The sequence below is a fragment of the Nocardia mexicana NBRC 108244 genome (assembly GCF_001613165.1).
GTDB lineage: Bacteria > Actinomycetota > Actinomycetes > Mycobacteriales > Mycobacteriaceae > Nocardia > Nocardia mexicana.
In genome coordinates this window covers 55525-81932 of record NZ_BDBV01000027.1, presented here as the reverse complement: position 1 = coordinate 81932, position 26408 = coordinate 55525, and the positions used below count along the sequence as shown (strand labels likewise).

The window sequence follows — 26408 nt, the reverse complement described above, 5'->3', positions numbered from 1 at the left end:
GGCGGGCCGGAGCGCGCTCAGAGGCCGAACTCGTCCGGGGCCAGCCGCAGCACGCCGCAGCATTCACGCAAGGCGGCGGCCTCGCGAGTGTCGAATGCTCCTGCAGGTTCCGCGATTTCGATACCCACCCGCACGGCGGCGCGGGCCTGGACGGGTCGACCGGTGACCCGGGCGACCTGATGCAGCACGTACGCCCGGCCGAACGCGGGATCGAGGGTGAGCCGGAGCCAGTTGTCCTCGAACAGGTTTCGCAGGTCCTGCGCCGGGAAGTGGTCCAGAACCGGTGCGGCGCCGACACGGTCGGCGACCCGGCTCCGGTCGGCCGGGTCGGCGGCGCCGGTGGCGCTGACCAAGGCGCACACACCCACGGCGGCGTCGCGGAACATGGTGTTGCGCAAGGCTTCCGGCGTAGCGCTGGCAAGCGGCATGGTTCTAACCCCCTGGATCTGCCCGGTGACCCCGCATGACCTGGCTATCGGACCTGAACATCGACAGGCAGACGCTAACAGAGATCACCGACAGGAAAAGCCCCGGAAGTTGTGGGGGCGCCGAGACTCCCGACCGCCGGTGGTTGCGGGGCGGCGGCTCGGGCAGCAGGGCCGCGAGCGGCAACGCCGAAGCTATTGCTTTCGACATGAAATACGCAGAGCCACTGGCGCTTTCGCCGAAGCCAAGGCCAGGGAGCGGGCGGCCGCACCGATCCGCGTCGGCGCGAACAATGCGGCCGCGAGACAATCGGCCCGCCGAGCATTCGACGGGCTCCGGTTGCGGCCGGTGTGCGGCGGCCGCGCGAATTCTCGAGGTGATCTCGGCCACAGGCGATCTCGCCGCCGGGCGATCGAACCGGCTCAGGCGGTCAGCTCACGCTCCAGCGGCGTGCGGAACCGGGGTATCGCGCGCACCTCGCCGAACCACGCGCCCATGCGCTCGGCCTCCGCCGTGATCCGTGCCTGCGCGTCGGCGCCGACGTCCTCCAGTAGCCGCCATACGATCTCGCCGTCCTTGCGCTGCGCCCACCCGCCGACGATGCGCCCGTCCCACCATACGGTCGGGCCGATATTGCCGCTGCGGTCGAACAGCGCGGGTGCGTGCGGGCCGAGGAACCAGTCCCGGGACTGCCAGCCCATCGGCGTGGGATCCAGGGCGGGCAGCAGCGCCGCCCACGGTTCGGGCGCTGCCACCGGGTCGAGGTCGTCGGCCAGGGCGATGCCGGTGGTGCCGTCGAGGTCGACCTCGGCGATGTCGAGGTGCGCCAGGGACTTTCGCACGTCGCCCAGCGACCATCCGGTCCACCACTTCAGGTCGCCGATCGGCGCCGGGCCGAAGGTGTACAGCCAGCGGCGCACGAGTTCGGTGCGGGCCTGCTCGATCGGAACCGCGGAAACCCCTGCGGGCAGCCAGGATTCGATCGGCGCCCAGGTGTACTGGCTGCTGGCCCAGCTGCCGTTGGGGCGGCCCCGCACGATATGCCCCGCGCAGCCGAGCATCACCAGCACCCACGTGGTGATGTTGGTCGGCTTGGAGTACGCCTTGCCGGGCGCGGTGTCGATCTGTGTGCGCAGCCGCGGGACGGCGGCGGACAGCTGCGCCCCCGTGGCGCTGCCGCGGGCCAGCAGTTCACGGTGCGTCTCCTGCTCCACCTCCGCCAGCCAGCTCGCGATATCCCCGTCGACGGCCTGCTCCAGATAGCGCCCGTAGGTGCGGCGCTGCTTGACCGCCAGCCCGTCGGCGACCGCGGCTTGCAGCGCGGGCAGCAGCGCGACCGGCACCACGAACATGGTGCGCCGCATGGCCAGCATGCGCAGCAGCGTCCGGTCCTCGTAGAGCGCCTTCTCCACGTGCGCGGGCTCGAGGCCGCGACCGCGCGCGGCCACCGACAGGAACACCGTCGCGGGATCGGTGGCATGCAACGCCACCATCGCCTCGGCGACCGCGGCGGCATCGTCCACCCGTACGGCAGGTGCCAGCAGCTGCCGCTCCCCCAGCCGTGCCCGCCGCTGCCCGGTATCCATCGAACGCATGAACGAATCCTAGTCCCACCACAGCCGCACCCGTCATCCACACAGCCCGGACGTGCCGGCACCGGTGCGCGCCGGGAAGGCCGACCTCATGTGGGAGGCCGCTGTCAGCTCAGCTGGCACCGACCGTGAGACGAGGGGCTCTGTTCAGCGAGGGGCGGTACCGTCCTGGTGTTCGGCTTCCAGGAGCGCGAGCAGGCCGGGAAACCTGCTCTCGATGTCGGTGCGTCGGAGGCGGATGCCCTTGCGGTTGCCGTAGTCGATCTCGTCGATGAGGCCTGCTTCGCGCAGGACCCGGAAGTGATGGGTCTGGGTCTGCTTCGAGATCGGGAGAGCGAACGAGTTACACCCTCGCTCGCTGTCGGTGTGGTCGGCGGCCAACTCCGTCATTACCGAACGACGGTGCTCGTCAGCGAGAGCGCGAAGCACCACGCCCAGCTCGAGCGCATCGACCTCTGGGCCGACCAGGTTCGTTCCGGCCACGGACACCTCCCTTAGGTACGTCTTGCATCGTACCTCAGTGGCATGTTCTACTCGAGTACGAAATTGATCGTACCTAGACGGCGGGATGTGGTCGTCGACGCTCCGAGAGGTCTTGTCATGAAGAAGCCCGAGGTGCTGATAGTCGGTGCCGGAATCGCCGGGCCCGCGCTCGCGTACTGGCTCGCCCGCAACGGATACCGGCCGACCGTCGTCGAGCATGCCCGGCAGCTGCGCTCCGGTGGCAGCGCGATCGTCGTGAAGGGGCCCGCGATGCCGGTCGCCGAGCGTATGGGCATCCTTCCGCAGCTGCGCGAGCTCGCCACCCGCAATCGGTCGCTGACCCTGCTCGACCCGGCCGGCAAACGAGTCCTGCGACTTCCCAACTCCTCGGTAGGGGCGCCGACGGTCGAGGTGACCCGGGCCGACCTGTCCGAGGTACTGCACCGGTCGGCGCGCGGCGATGCCGAGTTCGTGTTCGACGACACGGTCACCGCACTCGGTCAGGACGAGGGCGGGGTCGACGTCACCTTTCGACGGTCCGCGCCGCGGCGTTTCGACTTGGTGGTCGGTACCGATGGGATGCACTCCACCATCCGGCGTCTGGTGTTCGGGCCCGAGCGGCAGTTCGTGAGCGACCTGGGTCTCTACGGCGCGACCGTCCCGCTGGAACCCGACGCCATCGACGATCCGAGCGAGTTGACGATGCTGACCGTGCCCAACCGGATGCTGGTCGTCCACCCCTCGCGCACCACGCCGCTCGCGATCTTCACCTTCCGGGCCGCGCAGCCAGCGCCCCACGACCGCAAAAACATCGCTCTGCACAAGCAAATCGTGGCCGATACGTACGCCGACGTGCGGTGGCGGGCACCGGAACTCGTGGCGGCGTACCTCGACCATCCAGCCCCGTTCTTCGACCCCCTGACGACCGTCCGGATGCTCTCGTGGTCCCGCGGACGGGTCGTATTGCTCGGGGACGCGGCGGCGGCCACGGCCCTGCTGGGCGACGGATCCAGCATCGCGATGGCAGGTGCGTACGCCCTCGCGGAAGAACTCGCCGCCCACCACGACGATCACGCTCGCGCCTTCGCCACCTACGAGTCGCGGCTCCGCCGCGAAGTGCGTCCGCGGCAGCGACGCGTCGACCTGCTCGCCAGAGTCCTGGTGCCCAGCACCCGACCAGGCCTCGTGGTACGCAACACGGTGGGTCGCGCGGTCGGTCGCACGAACCGGATCACTTCTCGCGAAACCGTAAACCGGAAACCCCGTGTAGCTGCTGGAACCCAAGACGGATGACGGCGGCGTACCGCAAGTGGTCGTCGCTACAACGTGCCAACGCATGTGTTGCAGGCTCATGTCAACGGCCATCGTGAATGTGTGAATGATCGGTGTCGCGGTCGGCGGCGTGGATAGCGTCCGGCGCTCCCCGCCGCGCGCCGGGATGAGGGCAGGGGAGGCGGCACGACCTGTCGGATGTCGTACTCGGTGGTGGCGCCGGGCCGACACCGCCGGGTGCGATGATGCGGTGATGAGGCGTCGATACGGTAGGTCGGTGCGGGTGCTGCTGTTGTTTGCCGTGCTGGTGGCGACAGGCGTTGTGGCGCCGCAGGTTTCGGCGGAGCCCGGGTGCGCGGTCCGAGTCGCGGTGCGGCCGGTGACGCTGACCGTGGACGGTGAGCCCGCCACGGGTCGCGTCTACGAGCCCTACAGGTGCGCCGAAGGTGACACGGCTCCCCGGAGCCTCATCGTGGCCGTGCACGGCCACGACAACACCTCCGCCGACTTCGCGGACTACCTGGGCGCCCTGGTGCGCCGCACCGAGGTGCCGCTGCTGTCGATGGATATGCGCAGCGCCGACAGCGTCTGGCGCACCGGCGACTGGAATCTGCGCGCGGGCCGCGACGACGTGCTCGCCGCCACCCGCCGGTACCGCGACGAGCATCCCTCGATCGAGCGGACCGTGCTGTGGGGCTGGAGCCAGGGCGGCCTCACGAGTGGGCTGGCGGCGGCATCCGCGCCGCCGGGACTGTTCGACTACTGGGTCGACACCTTCGGTCCCGCAGACGATTTCACGGCCTGGGCCGGTGCCGACCGGATCGGCCCGGAGCTTCGCGGGCAGATCGAACGCGATGCCGGAGGCTGCCCGCCGGTGGTCTGCCCGCAGGCCTACGCCGAGCGCTCGCCCGCCCTGCAGGCGCACAGGATCGGCGTGCGCCGCGCCTTCCTGGTACACGGCACCGCCGACAGCCTGGTGCCCTATGAAAACAGCCTGGAAATGCGCGCGGCCCTCACCACGGCGGGCAGGCCGACCTCGCTGTACACCATCGCGACCGGCACCGACCTGTTCGGCACGGTAGTTCCCGGCGAACACGGCGTGGGCCCGGCCTTCTTCGAGGGCGGCTGCGTCGTCGAGCGCCTCCTCGGCGGCACGGAACCGGTCGACGGGGGAGACCGCGACTACCTCGTCGACGTCGCCCGCGGCGTCGCCACGGCACCACCGGCACCGCCCGGCGCCAAATGCGCGGCCTGACACCATGCCCGGAAACGCGTTGGGGAGCAACCGCGCCTCACAGCACCCCCGCACGCACCATCCCATCGTTATCGTCGGGGAAGTATGCCCACGACGGAGGGGAGGTATCCCATGCGAGTGGTGGTGGCCGGTGCGAGCGGAGCGATAGGCAGGCCGCTGGTGCGGAGGCTGGGGGAGGCCGGGCACGAGGTCGTCGCGCTGACGAGGAGTTCCGGCGGCGCGCGGCGGCTCGCGGAACTCGGTATGGAACCGATCGTCGCGAATGTGCTGGACCGCGCCGGGCTGCTGCGCGCGGTGGCGGGCGTGCGCGCCGACGCGGTGGTCCACGAGCTGACCGCCTACCGTCGCTCCCCGCCCACGCACTACCGCAGCCCGGGGTTGCGGCAGACCAACGACCTGCGCACCACCGGCACCCGGAACCTGCTGGACGTCGCGAAAACGATAGGCGCGCAACGGTTTGTGACCCAGTCGCTGATCCTCGGCTACGGCCTGCGCGACCACGGCACCGCGGCCGTGACCGAGGATGCCGAGTTCGGCAGGCCGGACGGCAGCCTCATCGATGCCTCCCTCGCGGCGCTGCGCACTGCCGAGGACCTGCCCGCGCGGGCGCCGGGAATCGATTCGGTCGCGCTCCGGTACGGGTTCTTCTACGGTCCGGGCGCCTCCGACGTGTTCGCGCGGATGCTGAAGCTGAGGCTGCTGCCGCTCCCGCGCCGGGAAACCGGGACGACCGGCTGGATCCATGTCGACGACGCCGCGGCGGCGACCGTGGCGGCGCTGGACCGTGGCCGGGCGGGCGCGGCGTACAACGTCGTCGACGACGAGCCCGCGAGCTGGGGCGCGATGTTCACCGAGCTGGCGCGGGCGTTCGGTGCGCCGAAGCCGCCGCGGCTGCCGGACCGGCTCGTGCGCATGGGTGCGCCGCTGGTGGCCCGGCAGATGCTGGAGATGTCGATCCGGGTGTCGAACGCGAAGGCCGCGGCCGAATTGGAGTGGCGTCCGGCCCTGCCGAGCTTCCGGGAGGGTGTCGCCACGCTGGCCCGGTCGCGGTGACATATATCGCTGGCCTCCCGGAACATGTTCGGGCAGAGTGCGGTTGTTTCCGGACAGAAACCAGCACATAACGGACGAACTCGAAGTGGAGGCGCCATGAACAAGCCCGCTGACCCGGCCTATCACTGGGACGGTGACAAGCTCGACCTGGACGCGTATCTCGCCCGCATCGGGTTCACCGGCGAGCGCCGGCCGACGCTCGAGACTCTGCGGCAGCTGCAGTACGCCCACACCACGTCGATCCCGTTCGAGAACCTGGAGATCATCCTGGGCCGCTCGATTCCGTTGGATCTGGAAACGTTGCAGGACAAAATGATCCGGCGTCGTCGCGGCGGATACTGTTACGAGAACGTCGGCCTGTTCGCCGCCGCCCTGGAACGGCTCGGCTTCGGCGTCACCGGCCTGAGCGGGCGCATCGAGATGGGCGCGCCGAGCGGCCTGCGCCCGGCGACCCATGCGCTGGCCCGGGTCACCACGGCCGACGACGACCGAGTGTGGCTGTGCGACGTGGGATTCGGCGCCGGGCCGCTCGAGCCACTGGAGCTGAACCCCGACCGCGGCGAGGTGAAAGCCGGGGAGTGGCGCTTGCGGGTGGAGCGCACCCGCGGCGAGCTCGACAGCGAGCTGTGGGCGGTGCACCACTTCGCGCGCGACGGCTGGCTCGCGCGCTACACCTTCACGATGAATCCGCAGTACCGCATCGACTACGCGGTCGGCAACCACTTCGTCTCCACATCCCCGCGGTCGCCGTTCGTGACCCGCCCGTACGTGCAGCGTTTCCTGCCGGAGGTGCATCACGTCATCGACGGCACCACCTGGATGTCGGAGTACCCGGACGGCAGCTCGCAGTCCCGCGACCTGGAACCGTCCGAACTGCCGAAGACGCTTGCCGAGGTCTTCGACATCGAGCTCGAGGGCGACGACATCGCAACGCTGGTCGCGTCACCCGCGCTGTACCACTGACTTGATCGCGTTGGTCAGTGCAACGCTGGTCGCTTCGCCCGCGCTGTACCACTGACTTGATCGCGAGTTCTGTCCAGCCGCGCGAGCGCTCCCGTGCACCGGCGCTTTCGGCCGGTAGGGTCGGGCGGGTGCGCACCGGTATGAAACTGTTCGCCCTGTTCGCCACCCCCGTCCTGGCCCTGGCCGCCTGCTCGGACAAATCCGCCGACCGCCTGGACAGCACCGTGAACGATTTCGCGGACGCCCTCAACCGCGACGATGCCGCCGCGGCGGCCGCCGTCACCAACGATCCGGCGCAGGCGTCGGCCACCGTCGCGAAGCTGTACGACAGCCTCGGCAAGGACGTGCACTTCCAGGTCGACAAGATCGAGAAGACCGATAACGGCGCCACCTTCTCCCTCGCCGCGACCTGGAAGCTCGGCCCGGGTGGCAAGAACCAGTGGACGTACCGGACCACCGGCGCGGCCGACGAGTCCGGGGACGACTGGAAGATCCGCTGGAATCCGGCGACCGTCGCACCCGGCCTGGACGCCGGGCCGCTGAGCTATAGCGCCGTATCCCCGAATCCCGCTGCGCGAGTGCTCGATCGGTCCGGTGCGGACCTACTGACCGAGCAGGTCGTCACGCTCGTCAATGTCGCCCCGGGTGCCGATGTGAATGCCGTTGCGGCGCTGCTGAATCCGCTCGACAACAGCATCAGCGCCGCATCGCTGCAGGCGGAACTGGCCGGGGCGCAAGGCAAACTGGTCACCGCGGTCGCGCTGCGCCAGGCCGACCTGGATCCGATCCAGGACCGCCTGGCCGCGCTGCCGAATGTCACCCTGGCCCCGCAGACCCGTCTGCTCGCCACCGACAGGGAGCTGAACTCGCCGACCCTGTCGGGGCTGTCGGAGCTGTGGCAGCAGAACACCGACGCGGCCTCGGGATGGGCGGTGCGCGCCACGACCGCGGGCGGGACGCAGCGGGTCGGCGGGGAGGATCCGAAACCGGTCGCCGACATCCCCAGCACCCTCGACACCGGCATGCTGCGCAGCGCCGACGCCGCACTGGCGCCCATCCCGACCCCGGCGGCCATGGTGGTCATGCAGCCCTCGACCGGAAATCTGCTCGCCCTCGCCCAGAATCCGCCCGCCGACGCCCAGGGCCCGATCGCGCTGACCGGCCTGTACCCGCCGGGTTCGACATTCAAGACCGTGACCGTCTCGGAGGCGCTGCAGACCGGCCAGGTCACCCCCGACACCATGGTGCCCTGCCCCGGCACCGAGAACATCGAGGGCCGACAGATCCCCAACGACAACAACTTCGACCTCGGCACGGTGCCGCTGCACACGGCGTTCGCCAGGTCCTGCAACACCACGATGGGGCGGCTGGCGGTGAACCTGCCACCGGACGGCCTCACCAAGGCGGCCGCCCAGCTCGGGCTCGGCATCGACTTCACGGCACCCGGCATGACGACCGTCACCGGCAAGGTGCCGGTCGCCGATACGCCCGCCCTGCGCGTGGAGGAGGGGATCGGCCAGGGCAAGGTGACCGCCTCGCCGTTCGGCATGGCGCTGGTGGCCGCGTCGCTGGCCCACGGTTCGGTGCCCAACCCCGCCATCGTCGCGGGACGCCCCGGTGTGCCCGACCGGACCCCGGAGCCGCTCCCGCAGACCGTCGCCGATCAGGTGAAGGCGATGATGCGCGAGACGATCACCGGCGGCACCGCCACCCAGTTGCGCGATATCCCGGGCATGCTCGGTAAGACCGGCACCGCCGAGTACATCGATGACAAGCATGCGCACGGCTGGTTCGTCGGCATCGACGGCGATCTCGCGGTGGCCGTATTCGTCAGCGACGCGGGCAGTTCCGGCCCGGCGGTGGATGCGGCGGGGCGCTTCCTGCGGGCCCAGGGCTGACCCTGTGACATCAGAGCAACAGTGACCCGAAAGTGATATAGAACACACGGTATCTCAGCTCGATTGCACCGTGATCTCACCCGCATCTCAGGGCATTCGTACATATTTCACACGGATGTCGCTCCGGCGACAGACCCGCCCGTCGGGCCCGCTACACTCGTCCGAGGAACGCGCGGGCAACCCCGTGCGCGGTAAGTCACGGATCGCGGAGAACTCGGAGTAGTGCCATCGAAACCGGCCAAGTGATCGCAGGGCATTACCGCCTGGTCGAGCGGATTGGTAGCGGCGGCACAGGCGTCGTCTGGCGTGCCGTCGACGAGCGACTGGAACGGTCCGTCGCCATCAAGCAGATCCTCACCCAGCCCAGCCTGCCGCCGGGCGAGAAGGAGATCGTGCGGCAGCGCGCCTCCCGTGAGGCCCGCAATGCCGCCCGCTTCCAGCACCCGAACGCGATCGTCGTCTTCGACATCACCGATCACAGCGGTGATCCCTGCCTGATCATGGAGTACCTGCCGTCGCAGAGCCTGGCGGTGGTGCTGTCGTCGCAGGGCACGCTGCCGCTGCCGCAGGTGGCGCGAATCGGTGAGCAGGTCGCCTCGGCGCTGGTGGCCGCGCACCGGGCGGGCATCGTGCACCGCGATGTCAAGCCCGGCAACGTGCTGCTCGGCGAGAACGGCACGGTGAAGATCACCGACTTCGGCATCTCGAAGGCGAAGGGCGACGTCACCCTCACCGCCACCGGCCTGATCTCCGGCACCGCCGCCTATCTGGCGCCCGAGGTGGCCCGCGGTGCGGAGCCGACCCCCGCCGCGGATGTATTCGCCCTGGGCGCAACGCTTTTCCACGCGCTGGAGGGTGAGCCCCCCTACGGCACCAACCCGAATCCGCTGGCGCTGCTATACGCCGCGGCCAACGGCCAGCTCAGCGAGCCGCGCAACGCCGGCCCGCTCACCGATCTGCTGCTGTCGCTGCTGAGCTTCGAGCCCGAGGATCGGCCCAGCATGACCGAGGTGCGCGACGAGCTGGCCGATTTCGCCGAATTCGGAGCGGGCGACGAGACCACCCGGATGCTGGCCACGCACCGGCCCGCCGCGCGCCGCCACGCCACCCCGACCCTGGATCGCCGTGCGGCCCAGGCCGATATCTCCACCGCGGAGATGATGGCCACGGCCGCACCGGTTTCCGAGCCGGACCTGCCGCCGGTGCGGCCCGCCCGCGCCGGGGCGCACCCGGCCACCCGCTCGAATCCGGTGCCGTCGGCGCCGCCGCCCGACGCACCCGCCCCCAGCCGCCGGTGGGCGCTGATCGGTGGATTCGTCGTGGGCCTCGGGATCGTCGCGGCGGCACTGTATTTCCTGTTCTCCCCGCCGAATACGGGCACCAGTCCGTCGCAGGGCGGCTCGGCCGCCACCAGCGCCCCGGCCCGCAGCAGCACGCCCAGCTCCGGCGCGCTCGGGCAGACCAAGAGCGTCGGGCAGGCGACGGTCGGCGGCGCCGCCGACATGATCGACAAGTTCTACGGCGAACTCGTCGAACAGCAGTTCTCCGATGCCTGGAACCGGCTGACCCCGGCGGCACAGCAGGTCTACGGCAGTCAGCAGGCCTTCCAGACCTACTGGACGCAGAATCGGATCACGCGGTACTCGACCATCGAGGGCGCGCGCGGCGGCAGCAGCACCAATTCCGATGGCTCCGTGGACATGTCGGTGGCGAATGTCAGCTACGGCGGCAAGAGCAAGGAAGCACAGCTGCGCGTCATCGACGCGGGCAGCGGCCGCCTCCTGATCGACAGCGACACCAAGTAGCGGCAGGGATTCCGGCCGAAAGCGCGCCGGAAATGCGCGGGCGGGCCATCGCGCCGGAAATGCACGGGCGGATCATCCGGCATGGGGCTGTTCTATCCCTTTCCCTGCATGTGGCTTTTCTATCTTTATCCCGGCATGCTTTTCGCCGGGATGCCCGCCGCCCAGTTCGCCAGCAGTCGTAGTGCGGTCTCCGACGGCGTGCCCGCATCCACCGTGTGGGCGATGTAGGCCTGGTCGGGATCGTCGGGCAGGCGCAGGGTTTCGTAGTTCAGCTCGATGCGGCCGACGACCGGGTGCACGTACGCGTAGCGGCCGTGGGTCTTGTCCTTGATCTCGTGGTGGTCCCACAGTTCGCGGAATTCGGCACTGGCGTCACACAATTCGTGGGTCAGCGCCGCCATCTGCGGATCGCCCGGATGGCGGGACAGATCCAGTCGCAGATACGCGACCACGTCGGCGGCCTTGGCGTCCCAGTCCTCGTAGAGTTCGCGCATGCCCTCGTCGAGGAACACCAGCCGGGCCAGGTTGCGGTCGTGCGGGGCGAGCGCGCCGAAGTCGGTGATGAGCGCGGCCGCCAGATCGTTCCAGGCCAGCACGTCGGTGCCGCGGCCGACGATGTAGGCGGGTAGGTCGGCCGCCGAGTCGAGCAGCCGCCGCAGGCCCGGGCGCACCTGCTGGTTGCCCGCCGTCTCCTCGCCGGACCACGGGCGGGCCAGACGGTAGAAGTGCTCGCGCTCGACCGGGTTCAGCCGCAGCGCCCGGGCGACCGCGTCCAGCACCGATTCGGAGAACTGCAGCGTGCGCCCCTGCTCCAGGCGCACGTAATGGTCGACGCTGACCCCGGCCAGCAGCGCCAGCTCCTCGCGGCGCAGCCCCGGCACGCGGCGGCGGGTGCCGTGGGTGGCCAGGCCCACCTCGTCCGGGCGGAGTCGTGCCCGGCGGGAGCGGAGGAATTCACCGAGTTCGGAGCGTCGATCGAGCATGCCGCCAGTATGCCGGGCCGGGATTCGGCGCTGCCTGGTCGTGCCGTGCCCAGGCTGCCGCGGCTCTGGTTGCGGCCGGTCCAGGCGGCGAGAGTGGATCCTGCCGGAGTCGTCCGGCCCGAAAAGAAGGAGCGAATTCCATGAGCCTGCATGTCGTCGCCGAATGCCGCGCCGCCGTCGGTCGCGAGGACCGCCTGCGCACGGCGCTGGAAGCGATGATCGAGCCGTCCCTGGCCGAACCCGGCTGCCTGAGCTACCAGCCCTTCGTGAACCCGAACGACCCCGCGCACCTGGTCGTCGTCGAGGAGTGGACCGACGCCGCCGCCCTGGAGGCCCACTTCACCACGCAGCACTTCAAGCACGTGGCCGAGGTGTTCGACGAGATCCTGGCCGAGCCCCTGGCAATTCACCGCCTCACCCCCGAGTAACCCGCCTGGCTCCCTGCCCGTGCGGGTTCCCTTGGTCCGGCTGGTTCTGCCTTGGGTTCGTCCGGGTTCCCTGGGCGATTCGGTTTCGCCTCGGGCTCGCCCAGCTCCCCGCCCCGGCCGGCTCCCTTGGGCCGTTCGGTTCCCTTGGGCCGGTTTCTCTCGGGCTCGCCCAGCTCCTCGGGCTCGCCCAGATCGTCTCGCGCTCGCCCAGCTCCCTGGCTCGGCCCCTCGGCTCCCTCATTTCCCGTCGTCGCGGCCCCTGGGCCGCGACGACGGGACCTCGCCACGCATGGAAGCGGCACTGCCTCCCGACGCCGTTGGCGCAATCGCGTCGTCTATGGGGGTATCGCCGCACTCGTTGTCCCGGTTAGCCTTTCGTGATGAATACACGGCTGATGCTCAGGGCGGAGCGCGCCGAGCTGGTCTCGTTGCTGCGCACCCTGTCCGAGGAGGAGTGGGAGTCGCCGTCGCTGTGCGAGGGCTGGCGGGTGCGGGATGTGGTGGCGCACTTGCAGACCGACACGGTCACGCTGTCGTCCTACACCGGGCTCCTGGTGCGGGGGCGGTTCTCGGTCGACCGGGTCAACGAGCTCCTGGTGCGCAAGATGGCTCCGCTGCCGACCACGACCCTGACCGATCGGCTCGCGGGCCCGGACGGCTGGTTCTCGCGCATGTCGCCCGGCCTCGCCCTCGCCGACACGTTCGTGCATCAGCAGGACATCCGCCGCCCGCTCGGCCGTGAACGCGAGGTCCCGCCGGAACGGCTCCGGGCCGTCCTGGCCAACCCCGACCCCTTCGCCTTCCCCCGGCGCTACACCCGCGGCCTGCACTTCGCCGCCACCGACCTGGACTGGACCCAGGGCGAGGGCCCCGAAGTCCGCGGCCCCGCCGAGGCCCTGGCCCTCGTCATGGTCGGCCGCCCCGCCGCCCTCGCCGACCTCGAGGGCGACGGCGTCCCCACCCTCCGCCAACGCCTCACCTGACCAAGTCCCCCAGCGAGAAGGGAAATGCCGCCATTCCGGCCTGAGGGATCCGCGCCAGCCCATTCCCGCACCCCCTGCACGTTCCCGCACCCCTTGCAGGCCTCTGCAGGGCGTGCGGGAACATGCAAGGGGTGCGGGAATGTGGGGCCGTCAATGGCCGCGGCGCTTGGCTTTTCGTTTGCGGGCGGCCAGTTCGCGGCGGTGGTCGGCGTCCTCGGCGCGGCGGCGTTTGGCGGCGGCGCGGTTGAGATGGCCCGCCTGCTCGTGCGCGACACGTAAGGCGTCCTGGGCGGCGGAGGTGAGGGGGCGGGAAGCCTGCTCCCGAGCGGCCTGGCGGGCAAGGCGTTTCGGGTTCACCGTAGCCTTCGGGCGGCTGTCGGCGGCGACCGCGGGCGCGGCGAGCGCGCGGTCGAGCAGTCGGCCGTAGTGCCGGATCGCGAACTCCTCCAGCTCGGGTCCTGTCGGCTCCGGGCCGAAGATATGGCGTGCCGCGCGCACGCCGGACTCGTCGGTGATCTCGAGGACACCGACCCAGAACTGGCCGTCGAAATACACGCTGAACGTGCTCGGCATCGTTTCCTCCCATGGTTGTCGTGCGGCCTGTGCCGCGATGAGAGGACGGGCCGGACACCCTGGGAGGGAGGTTACTGAGCCGCGCACGGCCGCCCGGACTACCAACCGGGCTGTGTTTTCGCTCGTCCGGCCACGAATCTACCGGCGCCCCCGGCCACCGGCGAGTGATTTGTTCGCGCCCGGGCGGATGCGGCGCGGTGACTCCGGAGGCGGCGGGATAAATCACTGGGCCGACCCGATAGTCTGGTAGGCGGCCCGAGGCCTTCCGGCTTCGGTGTGATGACCAGCACAGACAAGGATTCCGCACCGCTATGACATCCCGCATCGAGCTCGCCCGCGTCGATCTGCGCGGTCGCACTCCCACCGCCGCCGAGCTGCGCACCGCGCTGCCGCGCGGGGGAGTCGACGTCGACTCGGTGCTGCACCACGTGCGGCCGGTCGTGGAGGCGATTCGCGACCGGGGTGTCGAGGCGGCACTGGAATTCAGCGAGAGGTTCGACGGCGTGGTGCCCGCGTCGGTGCGCGTCCCGGCCGCCGAGCTGGACCGGGCGCTCGAGCAGCTGGACCCGCAGGTGCGCGCCGCACTGGAGGTCGCGATCGAGCGCACCCGCGCGGTGCACGCCGACCAGCGGCGCACCGACACCACCACAGAGGTGGTCCCCGGCGGCACGGTGACCGAGCGCTGGGTGTCGGTCGAACGCGTCGGCCTGTACGTGCCCGGCGGCAATGCCGTCTATCCCTCCAGCGTCGTGATGAACGTGGTACCCGCCCAGACCGCCGGCGTCGAGTCGCTGGTGGTGGCCTCGCCGCCGCAGCAGCAGTTCGGTGGGCTCCCGCACCCGACCGTCCTCGCCGCCGCGAAGCTGCTCGGCGTCGACGAGGTCTGGGCGGTCGGCGGCGCCCAGGCGGTCGCGCTGCTGTCCTACGGCGGCACCGATACCGACGGTGCCCAGCTGCCGCCGGTCGACATGATCACCGGCCCGGGCAATATCTACGTCACCGCCGCCAAGCGCCTGTGCCGCGGCCTGGTCGGCATCGACGCCGAGGCCGGACCGACCGAGATCGCGATCCTCGCCGACGCCACCGCCGACCCGGTGCACGTGGCCGCCGACCTGATCAGCCAGGCCGAGCACGACGTGCTGGCGGCCAGCGTGCTGGTCACCGACAGCGCCGAGCTGGCCGAGGCCGTCGACGCCGCCATCACCACCCAGCTGGCGGTCGTCAAGCACCGCGACCGGGTGGCGGAAGCGTTGTCCGGCAAGCAGTCCGGCACCGTCCTCGTCGACGATATCGATCAGGGCCTGCGCGTGGTAAACGCCTACGCCGCCGAGCACCTGGAGATCCAGACCGCCGACGCGTCCGCCGTCGCGGCCCGGGTCCGCAGTGCCGGAGCGGTTTTCGTGGGCGCCTGGTCCCCGGTGAGCCTGGGCGACTACTGCGCCGGGTCCAACCACGTGCTGCCGACCGCCGGATGCGCCCGGCACTCCTCCGGCCTGAGCGTGCAGACCTTCCTGCGCGGCATCCACGTCGTGGAATACAGCGAGACCGCGCTGAAAGACGTTGCGGGACATGTGGTCGCCCTCGCGAACGCCGAGGATCTGCCCGCGCACGGCCAGGCCGTGCAGGCGCGGTTCGAGGCGCTGTCGTGACCGCGCAGCCGGTCCCGGGCTCCGTCGTCACGCTCGACGATCTGCCGCTGCGGGACACCCTGCGCGGCAAGAAGCCTTACGGCGCACCGCAACTGACCGTGCCGGTGCAGCTGAACACCAACGAGAACCCGCATCCGCCGACCCGCGCCCTCGTCGACGATGTCGCGGAGGCGATCCGGGCCGCGGCGGCCGATCTGCACCGCTACCCGGACCGCGACGCGATCGCCCTGCGCACCGACCTCGCCGCGTATCTCACCCGGCAGACGGGGGTGGCGCTGGACGTGGCGAACGTGTGGGCGGCCAACGGCTCCAACGAGATCCTGCAGCAGTTGCTGCAGGCGTTCGGCGGGCCCGGGCGCAGCGCGCTGGGGTTCGTGCCGTCGTATTCGATGCACCCGATCATCTCCGAGGGCATCGATACCGAGTGGGTGGAGGCCAAGCGCAACGCCGACTTCTCTCTCGATATCGACTACGCGGTGCTGGCGATCGCCGAACGCCGACCCGATGTGGTCTTCGTGACCAGCCCGAACAACCCGACCGGGCACAGCATCGCGCTGCCCGATCTGGTCCGGATCCTCGACGCCGCACCGGGTCTCGTGGTGGTCGACGAGGCCTACGGCGAATTCTCCGGCGCCCCCAGCGCGATCGAGCTCATCGACCGGTTCCCCGCGAAACTGGTTGTCACGCGCACGATGTCGAAGGCGTTCGCCTTCGCCGGCGGCCGCCTCGGCTATCTGGCCGCCGCCCCGGCCGTGATCGACGCGATGCTGCTGGTGCGGCTGCCCTACCACCTGTCGGTGGTCACGCAGGCGGCGGCGCGGGCGGCGCTGCGGCACGCCGACGAAACCCTGGGCAGCGTCGCGGAATTGGCGGCCGAGCGGGATCGGGTGGTGCCCGCGCTGCGCGAGCTGGGCTACGCGGTCTCGCCCAGTGACGCCAACTTCCTGCTGTTCGGCCACTTCGCCGACGCGCCCGCCGCCTGGCAGCGGTATCTGGACGAGGGCGTGCTGATCCGCGATGTCGGCATCCCCGGGCACCTGCGGGTCACCATCGGATTGGCGGCCGAGAACGACGAATTCCTGCGCGTCAGCGCGAAACTGGCCGCTACGGAACTGGAGGGGCGACTGTGAACCGAACCGCACGGGTGGAGCGCACCACCAAGGAGTCCAGCATCGTCGTCGAGCTGGACCTCGACGGCACCGGCCGCACCGATATCGCCACCGGCGTCCCGTTCTACGACCACATGCTGACCGCATTGGGCGCGCACGCCAGCTTCGACCTGTCCGTGCGAGCCGAGGGCGATATCGAGATCGAGGCGCACCACACGGTCGAGGACACCGCGATCGTGTTCGGCCAGGCGCTGGCCCAGGCATTGGGCGACAAGCAGGGCATCCGCCGCTTCGGCGACGCCTACATCCCGATGGACGAGACCCTCGCGCACGCCGCCGTCGACGTGTCGGGGCGGCCGTACTGCGTGCACACCGGCGAACCGGATCACCTGCTGCACACGGTGATTCCGACGAACGGCCCGGGCGCGCCCTACTCGACCGTGCTCAACCGCCACGTCTTCGAGTCGATCGCGCTCAACGCCCGCATCGCGCTGCACGTCCGGGTGCTCTACGGCCGCGACCAGCACCATGTCACCGAGGCCGAATTCAAGGCCGTGGCACGGGCTTTGCGCGCCGCGGTCGAGCTCGACCCGCGGGTGACCGGGGTGCCGTCGACGAAGGGGACGCTGTGACAACCGTCGCGCTGCTGGACTACGGCTCCGGCAACCTGCACTCGGCCAACCGCGCCCTGATCCGTGCCGGTGCCGACGTCACGGTGACCGCGGATCCGGAAATCGCCTTGAACGCGGACGGTTTGGTGGTGCCGGGCGTCGGCGCCTTCGCCGCCTGCATGGCCGGGCTGCTGTCGGTGCGCGGCGACCGCCTCATCGGCAAGCGCCTCGCGGGCGGGCGTCCCGTGCTCGGCATCTGCGTCGGGATGCAGATCCTGTTCGAGCGCGGCGTCGAATTCGGTGTGGAGACCGATGGTTGCGCGGAGTGGCCCGGCACCGTGGACCGGCTGCCCGCCGAGGTGTTGCCGCACATGGGCTGGAATACCGTGCGGGCCCCGGAGGATTCGGTGTTGTTCGCCGGGATGGATCCCGGGACCCGCTTCTATTTCGTGCACTCCTACGCGGCCCGCACCTGGGACCTTCCGGAGGGCGGCCCGCTGGCCCCGGCGAAGCTGACCTGGTCCGAGCACGGCGGCCCTTTCCTCGCGGCCGTGGAGAACGGCCCGCTCAGCGCCACGCAGTTCCACCCGGAGAAGTCCGGCGACGCCGGTGCCCAGCTCCTGCGCAACTGGGTGAAGGCCCTGTAGCCGAACGCGGCATCTCGCACCGGGAGCAGCGCCGTCACCGGCGGAGTGTGAGCTAGGCCACGCCCGAAACCTCGCGTGCTGGCGAAGCCTCGGCTACCGACCGGGCTATCGTCGCACCGACGAGGCACGACACGGTGGAAAGGGATTGCCATGGGCGACATTCCGGCATTGCTAGCGACCGCGTTCGACATCCCCACATGGATCAGCTACTTCACAGCAGGTCTACCCGAAACCGGTTCTGGTTCCTAAGCCTTCACGGCAGCGCGTCTCCGTACTCTCCTAACCCGGCCACCTTGCCAACCCCGGCCGCGAAGCGAGAGCCAAACCCGCCGCAGCGAAGCGGAGGCAGAAATTACCGCATGGCCTGCACCGGGTCCACCCGGCTGGCCAGCCAGCGGCCTTCGACATTGTCCAGGTACACCCGCATGCTCGAGCGAATCGGCTGCGGCAGGCCCAGGGTGACGTCGCTGCGGGTCGACTGGTCGACGGTCACCATGATCTCGGCGTGCTCGGGATCGGAGGTCTCGGTGCGGCATTCGACCGTCCGCGCCTCGGCGATGGTGTGCGAGCCGGTGGCGCGGGCGCGGCGCTCGGCGGCGGAAGCCTGGAACTGCTCGTGGAAAGGGCCGGTGGAGCGGTCCAGCACCCGCTGGTCGTAGTCGTCGTAGGCGTTGAAGTCGAACGTGCTGAGCTGGCGGCCGAAATCGCACGCGGCCAGCTGGGCGGGATCGGTGGGTGCGGCGGCCGCCGGTGGAATCACGGTCAGCGCGGCCACCGCGACCGCCGCCGGGGGCAGCGCAATCACGAAGCGGCGCAGCGTGATCCGGGGCATGACTGAAATCCTTGGTGGTAGACGTGATGGGGACTATGGGAGCCGGACCCCAGGATACGCACGTTCGGCGTGTGACCGGACTCTCGCCGGTGGGTCGGCACAACGTAGTTCGTATTGCCCGCCGGAGGGCCGGGCAAACCTCGCAGATCGCGGCGCATGGCCGTGACCGGCGTCCTATTTGCGCCATCCCGGCGCCGAGACCAGGAACGCTGTTCAGTAGGCTGCTTTTGTGAGTCTTGTGCTGCTACCTGCCGTCGATGTCGCCAATGGGGAGGCCGTGCGCCTGGTTCAGGGCGAGGCCGGCAGCGAAACGAGCTACGGGTCCCCGCGCGAGGCCGCGCTGGCCTGGCAGCAGGCCGGGGCGGAATGGGTGCATCTGGTCGACCTGGACGCCGCCTTCGGCCGCGGCTCCAACCGCGAGCTGCTCGCCGAGGTGGTCGGCGAACTCGATGTGCAGGTCGAGCTGTCCGGCGGCATTCGCGACGACGAGTCGCTGAAGGCGGCCCTGGCCACCGGCTGCGCCCGGGTCAACCTCGGCACCGCCGCGCTGGAGGACCCGCAGTGGTGTGCGCGCGCCATCGCCGAATACGGGGACCGTATCGCCGTGGGCATGGACGTGCGGATCATCGACGGCGAGTACCGGCTGCGCGGGCGCGGCTGGGTCAGCGACGGCGGTGACCTGTGGGAGGTGCTCGAGCGCCTGGAGCGCGACGGCTGCCCGCGCTACGTCGTCACCGACGTCACCAAGGACGGCACCCTCACCGGCCCGAACCTCGACCTGCTGCGCGAGGTCACCAATGCCACCGAGGCCCCGGTGATCGCCTCCGGCGGCGTCTCCACCCTGGACGACCTGCGCGCCATCGCCGGGCTGGTGCCCGAGGGCGTGGAGGGCGCGATCGTCGGAAAGGCCCTGTACGCCGGGCGATTCACGCTGCCCGAGGCGCTGGCCGCGGTGCGCTGAGGGTATGGCGACCGAAAACGGCGACCGGCCGGTGGGCGGCGTCCCCGGCACCGAACTCGCCGGACTGCTGACCGTCGCGAGCGAGCTACTGGATTCGGCCACACCGCGTTTCGTGGAGGGCGTCGGCGCGCCGAGCGCGGTCGCCAAGGGCCGCGGCGACTTCGCCACCGAACTGGATCTCGAGCTGGAGCGCACGCTCTCGGCGCAGCTGCGCGAGCGGACCGGAATCCCGGTGCACGGCGAGGAATTCGGCGGACCGGAGCTGACCTCGGGCACCGCCTGGGTGCTCGATCCGATCGACGGCACCTTCAATTACTCTGCGGGACACCCGCTGTCGGGAATGCTGCTGGCGCTGGTCGACGGCGGTGAACCGGTGCTCGGACTGACCTGGCTGCCGCTGCTCGGCCGCCGGTACGCCGCGGCCGTCGGCGGCCCGGTGCTGCTGGACGGAAAACCGCTGCCGCCCTTGGATTCCGGACGGCTCTCGGACGCCATGATCGGTTTCGGCGCATTCAATATCGACAGCCACGGCCGCATTCCCGGCCGCTTCCGTTTCGACCTGCTGGGGGCGCTGAGCCGGTTGTCGGGGCGAGTGCGCATGCACGGCTCCACCGGAATCGACCTGGCGTTCACCGCCTCCGGGGTGCTCGGCGGGGCCGTGGTCTTCGGCCACCATCCGTGGGACAACGCGGCGGGTGTCGCCCTCGTGCGCGCGGCCGGGGGAGTGGTCACCGACCTGCGCGGCGAACCGTGGACCATCACCTCGGGGTCGGTGCTCGCTGCCGCACCCGGGGTGCACGGAGAACTGCTCGAACTGATCGACAGCGCGGCCGCTACTCCTCATCCCGGAATCGCGCCGGGATCCACCGTGGCGCACGAGGATCCCGGCGTTCGCGCGGACGACGGGAGCCCGGGGCGTCGCGGCAACAACTCCGAGGAGGCGCCATGACGTTGGCCGTACGCGTGATTCCGTGCCTGGACGTCGATGCGGGCCGCGTCGTGAAGGGCGTGAACTTCGAAAACCTGCGCGACGCGGGCGATCCCGTCGAATTGGCCGCCGCCTACGATGCCCAGGGCGCCGACGAGCTCACCTTCCTCGACGTCACCGCCTCCTCCGGCGACCGCGGCACCATGATCGACGTGGTGACCCGCACCGCCGAGCAGATCTTCATCCCGCTCACCGTGGGCGGCGGCGTGCGCACCGTCGACGATGTGGACCGGCTGCTGCGCGCCGGGGCGGACAAGGTCTCGGTCAACACCGCCGCCATCGCGAATCCGGAGATCCTGCGGGAGATGTCGCAGCGGTTCGGCTCGCAGTGCATCGTGCTGTCCGTCGACGCACGGCTGGTCCCCGACGGCAATCCGGCCACCCCGTCCGGATGGGAGGTCACCACCCACGGCGGCAAGCGCAGCACCGGCATCGACGCGATCGAATGGGCGCTGCGCGGCGCCGAACTGGGCGTCGGGGAGATCCTGCTGAACTCGATGGACGCCGACGGCACCAAGGCCGGATTCGACCTGCCGATGATCGCGTCGGTCCGCAAGGCGGTCTCGGTGCCGATCATCGCCAGCGGCGGCGCGGGCGGTGTCGAGCACTTCCCTCCGGCGGTGCAGACCGGCGCGGACGCCGTGCTGGCCGCCAGCGTCTTCCACTTCGGCGATCTCACCATCGGCCAGGTCAAGGACGCGATGCGGGCCGAGGGCATCACCGTCCGCTGACGGCCCGACACGCAGGCATTGATATAAAGGTCTGCATGAGTCTGGATCCCGCCGTCGCCGCCCGCCTCAAGCGCAACGAGGCCGGGCTGGTCGCGGCGATCGCGCAGGAGCGCGACACCGGCGACGTGCTGATGATGGCGTGGATGGACGACGAGGCGCTGGCCCGGACCCTCGAGACCCGCAAGGCGACCTACTACTCCCGGTCCCGGCAGCAGTACTGGGTCAAGGGCGAGACGTCCGGGCACACGCAGTACGTGCACGAGGTGCGCCTGGACTGCGACGGCGACGCCGTGTTGCTGATCGTGGACCAGGAGGGCGCGGCCTGCCACACCGGCACCCACACCTGCTGGGACAGCGACGTGCTGCTGGCGGCTCAGTCCTGACCGTTGTCCGGCGGGCTCGGATGGCCGTTCGACCTGCCGATGCCGCGGTTGATCCCGGATTCCATCTGATCGACCAGCGCCTCACCGAGCTGAACCAGCCGCTCGGTCTGCTCGGCGTCCAAGCCGTCGAATACCAGCCCGCGGACCGCCTCGAGGTAGCCGGGCGTGGAGTCCTCGACCTTCCGGTAACCGGCGTCGGTGAGGACAGCGTAGGCGCCGCGTCGTCCGCGCAATGTTTCCCGGCGCGCCCAGCCGAGACGCTCCAATTTTGTTACCACGTGGGAAAGTCGGGATAGCGAAGCATTTGCTTTGTAGGCAAGTTCGCTCAGCTGTAAGCGATGGCCGGCCTCCTCTGACAGCAGTGCCATCACGAAGTACTCGAAATGCGTCACGCCGGACTCGCGCTGCAGCTGCGTATCCATCGCTGCTGGTAGCCGAGTCGTCAGCGCGACAAGAGTCCGCCAAGCTCGCTGTTCGATGGGATTCAGCCACTTCGTCACATCGCGCCCTCTCAATGCAGCCGCGTGACGCTTATTCGTTAGCAGAGCTAGCGATAATTGAAACTTCAAATCAGTCACCGGCAGATATCAAGTTTGCCATGATTTCGCTCGAGGGTCACGGGTGTAGTCAATGACGTGACACCTATCACGTGGATCCTCAATGCAGCGGCGGGTCTTCCCGGGGCTGGAATTCCTCGGTGGGCGGGGCCGGTTCGGCGGTCTGCGGCTGCGGCGCCTGCTTGGCTGCCCGGCGTTTGCGGTATCGGCGGCGGACGACCACGAAGACCAGCAGCAGGAAGATCGCCGCCGCGACGATGGCGGCGGTCAGGGATGCGCCGCGGAAGCCGGGGGCATCCACGTCGAGGATTCGCTCACCCGCGTGCGCGGCGTTGTTGCCGCCCAGCACGATGGTGAGCGTCATCAGATTGGGCAGCGCCGCGGCCACCGCCAGCACCGCCGCCACACCGGCGAGGAACCGGCCGCCGCGCCGCTTCCAGACGGTGACGGCGAACAGTAGGAGCAGCAGCGGCACCAAGGTGCACACGAAGCCCAGCGCCAGCCCGGACCAGATGCCCTTGGCGAAGCTGCCGTGGCCCGACATGTTCGCGATCCGCTGTGCCCACCAGCGCGGAATGAACGCCGCGAGGATGAAGTAGGCGGCCACGAGCACCGCCACGACCGCCACCCCCGCGATGATCCGGTTGCGCCACGTGGTCGTGGCGGGCTTACTGCCGGATGTTTGCTCCACGCTCCGCGAAGTCATGGCAACAGCGTATGTGCACCACCCGGTGCGGGGGAATGTCTCGGCTCGGCGTTTTGGATCAGCTGTTTCGGTCGCGCAGGAAGCTCAGGGCGTGATCGGCATGGACGTTCGCCCGGAGTTCACCGGTGATCACCTTCAGGACCGTGCGGTCGGTATCGATGACGAATGTCTGCCGCTTGACCGGAGCCAGCTTGCCGAGCAGGCCGCGCTTGACCCCGAACCGCTCGGCGACCGCGCCGTCGCGGTCGGACAGCAGGGGGTAGCCCAGTCGCTGCTTATCGGAGAAGCCCGCCTGGGTGTCGACCGAATCGGCGCTGATGCCGGCGCACGAGGCGCCCACGGCCGCGAATTCGCTCGCCAGATCCCGGAAGTGGCACGCCTCGGCGGTGCAGACGGGGGTATTGGCGGCGGGGAAGAAGAACAGCACCAGCGGGCCGTCCGAGAGCAGGGCGTCGAGGGAGCGGGCGATCCCGGCCTGGTCGGGAAGATCGAACTGGGGAGCGCGCTGGCCAGTCTTCATAGGAAGCGACAGTACCGGGCGCACCCGGCGCCCGGTACCGCGCTCTCGCCCCGTCATTCCGGCATGCTTCGCGGCCGGAATCAGACGCCGAGGATTCCGGCGACCTCCGGATTCTTGATCTCCATGACGTCGAGGATGCCGTGCGCCTTCAGGAACGGCTTGAGCTCCCGGATGCGGTCGGTGTGCTCGGCGTACTCGTCGGGGAACCGGTGGCGATCCAGGTTCTCGATCGCCTTGACGTAGGTCACGAACGACGCGAGCGCATTGTGCTTGGCCGGGTTCTGGCCGCTCGAGGAGTGGTTCATATTCACCATCCGGGGCGGCTGACCGGGCAGGGGGCCTCCGATCGTGGGTGGGGCGGCGTGCCGGGGACCCTCCGGTGCGACCGGTTGCGAGGGGTACATCTGTGTTGAACTCCTCTCGTTGCAAGGGATACCGCGTGCGACTTCGAACGTCGCGAGTCTAGTGAGCGCGGCGGTGCCGAATTGCCGCGCCTCGGCACGGCGGGTTCGCCCCAGTTATTCGGGGCTGTGCGGGGCGTGGCTGGCCGTCGTGGCCGATTTGTAGCCTGGCGGGCCGCCGGGCCACCCCCGCACACGTCGGCGCGGTATACCGCCTGAAATGATGAGGGGATGCACGGCGCAGCAACCGACGGCCCGGGGACCACTACGACTCGTGAGCAGTTCCGCGCGCTCGCGGCCGAACACCGCGTGGTCCCGGTCATCCGAAAAGTGCTGGCCGACTCGGAGACTCCGCTGTCGGCCTATCGCAAGCTCGGCGCGGAACGGCCCGGCACGTTCCTGCTCGAGTCGGCGGAGAACGGGCGATCGTGGTCGCGCTGGTCGTTCATCGGCGCGGGCAGTCGGGCCGCGCTGAGCGTCATCGACGGGCAGGCCGCCTGGCTGGGCACCACCCCGGCCGACGCGCCCTCGGGCGGTGAGCCGCTGGCCGCCCTGCGCGAGACGCTGGAGCTGCTGCGCACCGAGCGGCTGCCGGGCCTGCCGCCGCTGACCGGCGGCCTGGTCGGCTACCTCGGCTACGACATCGTGCGCCGGATGGAGCGGCTGCCCGAGCTGACCACCGACGACCTGCAGCTGCCGGAGATGGTGCTGATGCTGGCCACCGATCTGGCCGCATTCGACCACCACGAGGGCGCGATCACCCTGATCGCCAACGCGGTCAACTGGAACGGCACCGACGAGCGGGTCGACGAGGCCTACGACGACGCGGTGGCCCGGCTGGACCGGATGACGGCCGCGCTGGCCGCCCCCGCCGCCTCCACGGTGTCGGTGTTCGACCGGCCCGAACCGGACTACCGCCGCCGTCGCACCACCGAGGAGTTCGGCGCCGGGGTGCGCCGCCTGGTGAAGGAGATCGAGGCGGGCGAGGCGTTCCAGGTGGTGCTGTCGCAGCGGTTCGAGATGGACTACGACGGCAGTCCGCTGGAGGTGTACCGGATGCTGCGGGCGTCGAATCCGAGCCCGTACATGTATCTGATGCACATCCCGGACGGCGAGGGCGGCACGGCCTTCTCGATCGTCGGGTCCAGCCCGGAGGCACTGGTGACGGTGAAGGACGGCGTGGCCACCACGCATCCGATCGCCGGTACCCGGTGGCGCGGCGCCACCGAGGAGGACGACCTGCTGCTGGAGAAGGACCTGCTGGCCGACGAGAAGGAGAACGCCGAGCACCTGATGCTCGTCGATCTGGGCCGCAACGATCTGGGCCGGGTGTGCGCGCCGGGCTCGGTGCGCGTCACCGAGTACCGGCACGTGGAGCGCTACAGCCACGTCATGCACCTGGTGTCGACGGTGTCGGCGCGGCTGGCGCCGGGCAAGATCGCCCTGGACGCCGTGCGGGCCTGCTTCCCCGCGGGCACGCTGTCCGGCGCCCCGAAGGTGCGCGCGATGGAGCTGATCGAGGAGCTGGAGCCGACCCGCCGCGGCACCTACGCGGGGGTGGTCGGCTACCTCGACTTCGCCGGCGACGCCGATACCGCCATCGCGATCCGCACCGCGCTGCTCAAGGACGGCACGGCCTACGTCCAGGCGGGTGCGGGCATCGTCGCCGACTCCGTGCCCGAATACGAGGACGACGAGGCGCGCAACAAGGCAATGGCTGTGTTGAAAGCTATCGCCGCGGCCAAGACCGTGCGCGTCTTCACCCCCGACCACCCCGACGGTGAGCAGCTATGAACTCCTCGGAACCCGAACCGGCGCAAGCGCATTCTCCCGGAGCCTCGCCCCCGCGCAAGTACCCCGTCGGCCCCGCACTCCTGCTCGCCGTGGCCGCCATCGCGCTGTGGGCCTCGTCGCGGATGACGTGGGTGACGCTGGTGTCCTCCGACGGGCTCACCGAGCCCCGCACGAACAACCTGAACGGCGGCGAGTGGTTCGGTGCGCTGACACCGCTGGCCCTGGTGCTGGTGGCCGCGATCGCCGCGGTATTCGCCACCCGCGGCTGGCTGCGCCGGGTGCTCGGCGTGGTGATCGCGCTGCTGGCCGCGGTGGCCGCCGTGCCCGGTTTCGCGCTGGTGACCGGCCGGGGCAAGCTCGGCGAACGGGCCGCCACACTGGCCGAGCTGCCCGCCCGCGCCCAGGTGGACCAGGTGACCTCGGCCGCGTTCCCGGCGGTGCTGAGCCTCGTCGGCGCGGTGGCGGCGTTCGGGGCGGGAGTGCTGCTGGCCCGCATGCCCGAGGAGACGGCGCGGCTGTCCGGCAAGTACGACAACCCGGTGTTCCGCCGCGCCGCGGCCGCCGACCAGGTGGCGGCGCAGCAGGCGAAACCCGCGGCGTCCCAGCCGGACTCCGCCGCATCGGACCAGCTGTCCGAACGCGTGCTGTGGGACGCCCTCGACGCGGGCACCGACCCCACCGACGACCAGCCCGGAAGGTGAGCATTATCCCAGTCGGGACAGATGCGACGCGGAACACCCCGCCGTCGGCGTCGGGAACATAGCCATTTACTCTTTACCTGCATCGGTGAGACAGCGCCTTGGGG

General features: G+C 70.1%; 28 protein-coding genes. 18 read left to right on the top strand and 10 right to left on the bottom strand.

Going from position 1 to position 26408, the window contains the following annotated elements:
• Nucleotides 1–17: 17 nt before the first annotated feature.
• The 3 genes from NM1_RS11500 to NM1_RS11490 all read right to left on the bottom strand — a co-directional run bounded on the left by NM1_RS11500 (nucleotide 18) and on the right by NM1_RS11490 (nucleotide 2501).
• A complete protein-coding gene (locus NM1_RS11500) occupies nucleotides 18–428 on the bottom strand; it encodes a tellurite resistance TerB family protein (RefSeq protein WP_068017971.1) in 411 nt (136 codons plus the stop codon).
• A gap of 420 nt (nucleotides 429–848) precedes the next feature.
• Nucleotides 849–2021, bottom strand: coding sequence for a winged helix DNA-binding domain-containing protein (locus tag NM1_RS11495; protein WP_068017968.1), 1173 nt, complete (start codon nucleotides 2019–2021; stop codon nucleotides 849–851).
• 144 nt (nucleotides 2022–2165) lie between these two features.
• On the bottom strand, nucleotides 2166–2501 hold the full coding sequence (locus NM1_RS11490; RefSeq protein WP_068018187.1) for an ArsR/SmtB family transcription factor: 336 nt from the start codon (nucleotides 2499–2501) through the stop codon (nucleotides 2166–2168).
• A 42-nt stretch (nucleotides 2502–2543) separates the two neighbouring features.
• Here NM1_RS11490 and NM1_RS11485 point away from each other — a divergent pair, with 42 nt between their 5' ends.
• The 6 genes from NM1_RS11485 (at nucleotide 2544) to NM1_RS11460 (ending at nucleotide 10747) form a co-directional block, all read left to right on the top strand.
• Complete coding sequence (locus NM1_RS11485) at nucleotides 2544–3794, top strand: FAD-dependent monooxygenase (protein WP_246011359.1); 1251 nt, start codon at nucleotides 2544–2546, stop codon at nucleotides 3792–3794.
• Nucleotides 3795–4026: 232 nt separating this feature from the next.
• Entirely contained in the window at nucleotides 4027–5028 is a 1002-nt protein-coding gene (locus NM1_RS11480) for an alpha/beta hydrolase family protein (protein ID WP_114699599.1), read from the top strand.
• A gap of 111 nt (nucleotides 5029–5139) precedes the next feature.
• Nucleotides 5140–6081 carry an NAD-dependent epimerase/dehydratase family protein gene (locus tag NM1_RS11475; protein WP_068017955.1) on the top strand — a complete coding sequence of 314 codons (942 nt, stop codon included), beginning with the start codon at nucleotides 5140–5142 and terminating at the stop codon, nucleotides 6079–6081.
• Nucleotides 6082–6177: 96 nt separating this feature from the next.
• Complete coding sequence (locus tag NM1_RS11470) at nucleotides 6178–7044, top strand: arylamine N-acetyltransferase family protein (RefSeq protein WP_068017947.1); 867 nt, start codon at nucleotides 6178–6180, stop codon at nucleotides 7042–7044.
• 140 nt (nucleotides 7045–7184) lie between these two features.
• Nucleotides 7185–8942, top strand: a complete 1758-nt coding sequence (locus NM1_RS11465) for a penicillin-binding transpeptidase domain-containing protein (protein ID WP_068018184.1) — start codon at nucleotides 7185–7187, stop codon at nucleotides 8940–8942.
• Nucleotides 8943–9184: 242 nt separating this feature from the next.
• A complete protein-coding gene (locus NM1_RS11460; protein ID WP_068017944.1) occupies nucleotides 9185–10747 on the top strand; it encodes a serine/threonine-protein kinase in 1563 nt (520 codons plus the stop codon).
• Between the two features lie 125 nt (nucleotides 10748–10872).
• Here NM1_RS11460 and NM1_RS11455 read toward each other — a convergent pair whose 3' ends face one another.
• A complete protein-coding gene (locus NM1_RS11455; protein WP_068017941.1) occupies nucleotides 10873–11730 on the bottom strand; it encodes a helix-turn-helix transcriptional regulator in 858 nt (285 codons plus the stop codon).
• 140 nt (nucleotides 11731–11870) lie between these two features.
• On the opposite strand from NM1_RS11455, the gene NM1_RS11450 reads away from it, so the two are divergent.
• Nucleotides 11871–12158 (top strand): putative quinol monooxygenase, encoded by a 288-nt coding sequence (locus NM1_RS11450; protein ID WP_068017938.1) that lies wholly within the window; start codon nucleotides 11871–11873, stop codon nucleotides 12156–12158.
• Nucleotides 12159–12538: 380 nt separating this feature from the next.
• On the top strand, nucleotides 12539–13141 hold the full coding sequence (locus NM1_RS11445) for a maleylpyruvate isomerase family mycothiol-dependent enzyme (protein ID WP_068017935.1): 603 nt from the start codon (nucleotides 12539–12541) through the stop codon (nucleotides 13139–13141).
• A 150-nt stretch (nucleotides 13142–13291) separates the two neighbouring features.
• On the opposite strand, the gene NM1_RS11440 is transcribed toward NM1_RS11445, so the two are convergent.
• Nucleotides 13292–13714, bottom strand: a complete 423-nt coding sequence (locus NM1_RS11440; protein WP_068017932.1) for a YjdF family protein — start codon at nucleotides 13712–13714, stop codon at nucleotides 13292–13294.
• Nucleotides 13715–14025: 311 nt separating this feature from the next.
• On the opposite strand from NM1_RS11440, the gene hisD reads away from it, so the two are divergent.
• From hisD to hisH, 4 genes are read left to right on the top strand one after another with little or no spacing between them, the layout of a single operon-like run.
• The gene (gene hisD / locus NM1_RS11435; RefSeq protein ID WP_068017930.1) at nucleotides 14026–15363 is read left to right on the top strand and encodes a histidinol dehydrogenase; all 1338 of its coding nucleotides are present in this window, start codon (nucleotides 14026–14028) and stop codon (nucleotides 15361–15363) included.
• On the top strand, nucleotides 15360–16493 hold the full coding sequence (locus NM1_RS11430) for a histidinol-phosphate transaminase (protein WP_068017928.1): 1134 nt from the start codon (nucleotides 15360–15362) through the stop codon (nucleotides 16491–16493). Before hisD ends, NM1_RS11430 begins: the two co-directional genes overlap by 4 nt.
• Nucleotides 16490–17104: an imidazoleglycerol-phosphate dehydratase HisB gene (gene hisB, locus NM1_RS11425; protein ID WP_068017927.1), complete on the top strand. Its 615-nt coding sequence runs from the start codon at nucleotides 16490–16492 to the stop codon at nucleotides 17102–17104. The genes NM1_RS11430 and hisB overlap by 4 nt, the downstream gene beginning before the upstream one ends.
• Nucleotides 17101–17730, top strand: a complete 630-nt coding sequence (gene hisH, locus NM1_RS11420) for an imidazole glycerol phosphate synthase subunit HisH (protein ID WP_068017922.1) — start codon at nucleotides 17101–17103, stop codon at nucleotides 17728–17730. Before hisB ends, hisH begins: the two co-directional genes overlap by 4 nt.
• A 352-nt stretch (nucleotides 17731–18082) precedes the next feature.
• Here the strand turns inward: hisH and NM1_RS11415 are convergent, their stop codons facing one another.
• On the bottom strand, nucleotides 18083–18562 hold the full coding sequence (locus tag NM1_RS11415; RefSeq protein WP_068017920.1) for an Rv1363c family protein: 480 nt from the start codon (nucleotides 18560–18562) through the stop codon (nucleotides 18083–18085).
• 229 nt (nucleotides 18563–18791) lie between these two features.
• Here NM1_RS11415 and priA point away from each other — a divergent pair, with 229 nt between their 5' ends.
• The 4 genes from priA to hisI are packed head-to-tail and all read left to right on the top strand — an operon-like array spanning nucleotide 18792 to nucleotide 21625.
• Nucleotides 18792–19523 carry a bifunctional 1-(5-phosphoribosyl)-5-((5-phosphoribosylamino)methylideneamino)imidazole-4-carboxamide isomerase/phosphoribosylanthranilate isomerase PriA gene (gene priA / locus NM1_RS11410; protein ID WP_068017907.1) on the top strand — a complete coding sequence of 244 codons (732 nt, stop codon included), beginning with the start codon at nucleotides 18792–18794 and terminating at the stop codon, nucleotides 19521–19523.
• 4 nt (nucleotides 19524–19527) lie between these two features.
• Nucleotides 19528–20472, top strand: a complete 945-nt coding sequence (locus tag NM1_RS11405; protein ID WP_084519432.1) for an inositol monophosphatase family protein — start codon at nucleotides 19528–19530, stop codon at nucleotides 20470–20472.
• Nucleotides 20469–21242, top strand: a complete 774-nt coding sequence (gene hisF, locus NM1_RS11400) for an imidazole glycerol phosphate synthase subunit HisF (RefSeq protein ID WP_068017904.1) — start codon at nucleotides 20469–20471, stop codon at nucleotides 21240–21242. The genes NM1_RS11405 and hisF overlap by 4 nt, the downstream gene beginning before the upstream one ends.
• Nucleotides 21243–21277: 35 nt before the next feature.
• A complete protein-coding gene (gene hisI, locus NM1_RS11395; protein ID WP_068017898.1) occupies nucleotides 21278–21625 on the top strand; it encodes a phosphoribosyl-AMP cyclohydrolase in 348 nt (115 codons plus the stop codon).
• Here hisI and NM1_RS11390 read toward each other — a convergent pair.
• From NM1_RS11390 to NM1_RS11375, 4 genes are all read right to left on the bottom strand, one after another.
• Nucleotides 21616–22125 carry a MarR family winged helix-turn-helix transcriptional regulator gene (locus tag NM1_RS11390; RefSeq protein WP_174556865.1) on the bottom strand — a complete coding sequence of 170 codons (510 nt, stop codon included), beginning with the start codon at nucleotides 22123–22125 and terminating at the stop codon, nucleotides 21616–21618. The genes hisI and NM1_RS11390 overlap by 10 nt on opposite strands.
• A gap of 157 nt (nucleotides 22126–22282) precedes the next feature.
• Nucleotides 22283–22888 carry a permease gene (locus tag NM1_RS11385; protein ID WP_068017893.1) on the bottom strand — a complete coding sequence of 202 codons (606 nt, stop codon included), beginning with the start codon at nucleotides 22886–22888 and terminating at the stop codon, nucleotides 22283–22285.
• A 58-nt stretch (nucleotides 22889–22946) separates the two neighbouring features.
• Entirely contained in the window at nucleotides 22947–23408 is a 462-nt protein-coding gene (locus NM1_RS11380) for a peroxiredoxin (RefSeq protein ID WP_068017890.1), read from the bottom strand.
• 80 nt (nucleotides 23409–23488) lie between these two features.
• Nucleotides 23489–23713 carry a hypothetical protein gene (locus NM1_RS11375; protein ID WP_246011357.1) on the bottom strand — a complete coding sequence of 75 codons (225 nt, stop codon included), beginning with the start codon at nucleotides 23711–23713 and terminating at the stop codon, nucleotides 23489–23491.
• Nucleotides 23714–24040: 327 nt separating this feature from the next.
• Between NM1_RS11375 and NM1_RS11370 the strand changes: the two genes are divergently transcribed.
• Both NM1_RS11370 and NM1_RS11365 read left to right on the top strand, forming a co-directional pair.
• Nucleotides 24041–25603, top strand: a complete 1563-nt coding sequence (locus tag NM1_RS11370) for an anthranilate synthase component I (RefSeq protein WP_068017884.1) — start codon at nucleotides 24041–24043, stop codon at nucleotides 25601–25603.
• Nucleotides 25600–26304, top strand: a complete 705-nt coding sequence (locus NM1_RS11365; protein ID WP_068017879.1) for a TIGR02234 family membrane protein — start codon at nucleotides 25600–25602, stop codon at nucleotides 26302–26304. The genes NM1_RS11370 and NM1_RS11365 overlap by 4 nt, the downstream gene beginning before the upstream one ends.
• Nucleotides 26305–26408: the final 104 nt, after the last annotated feature.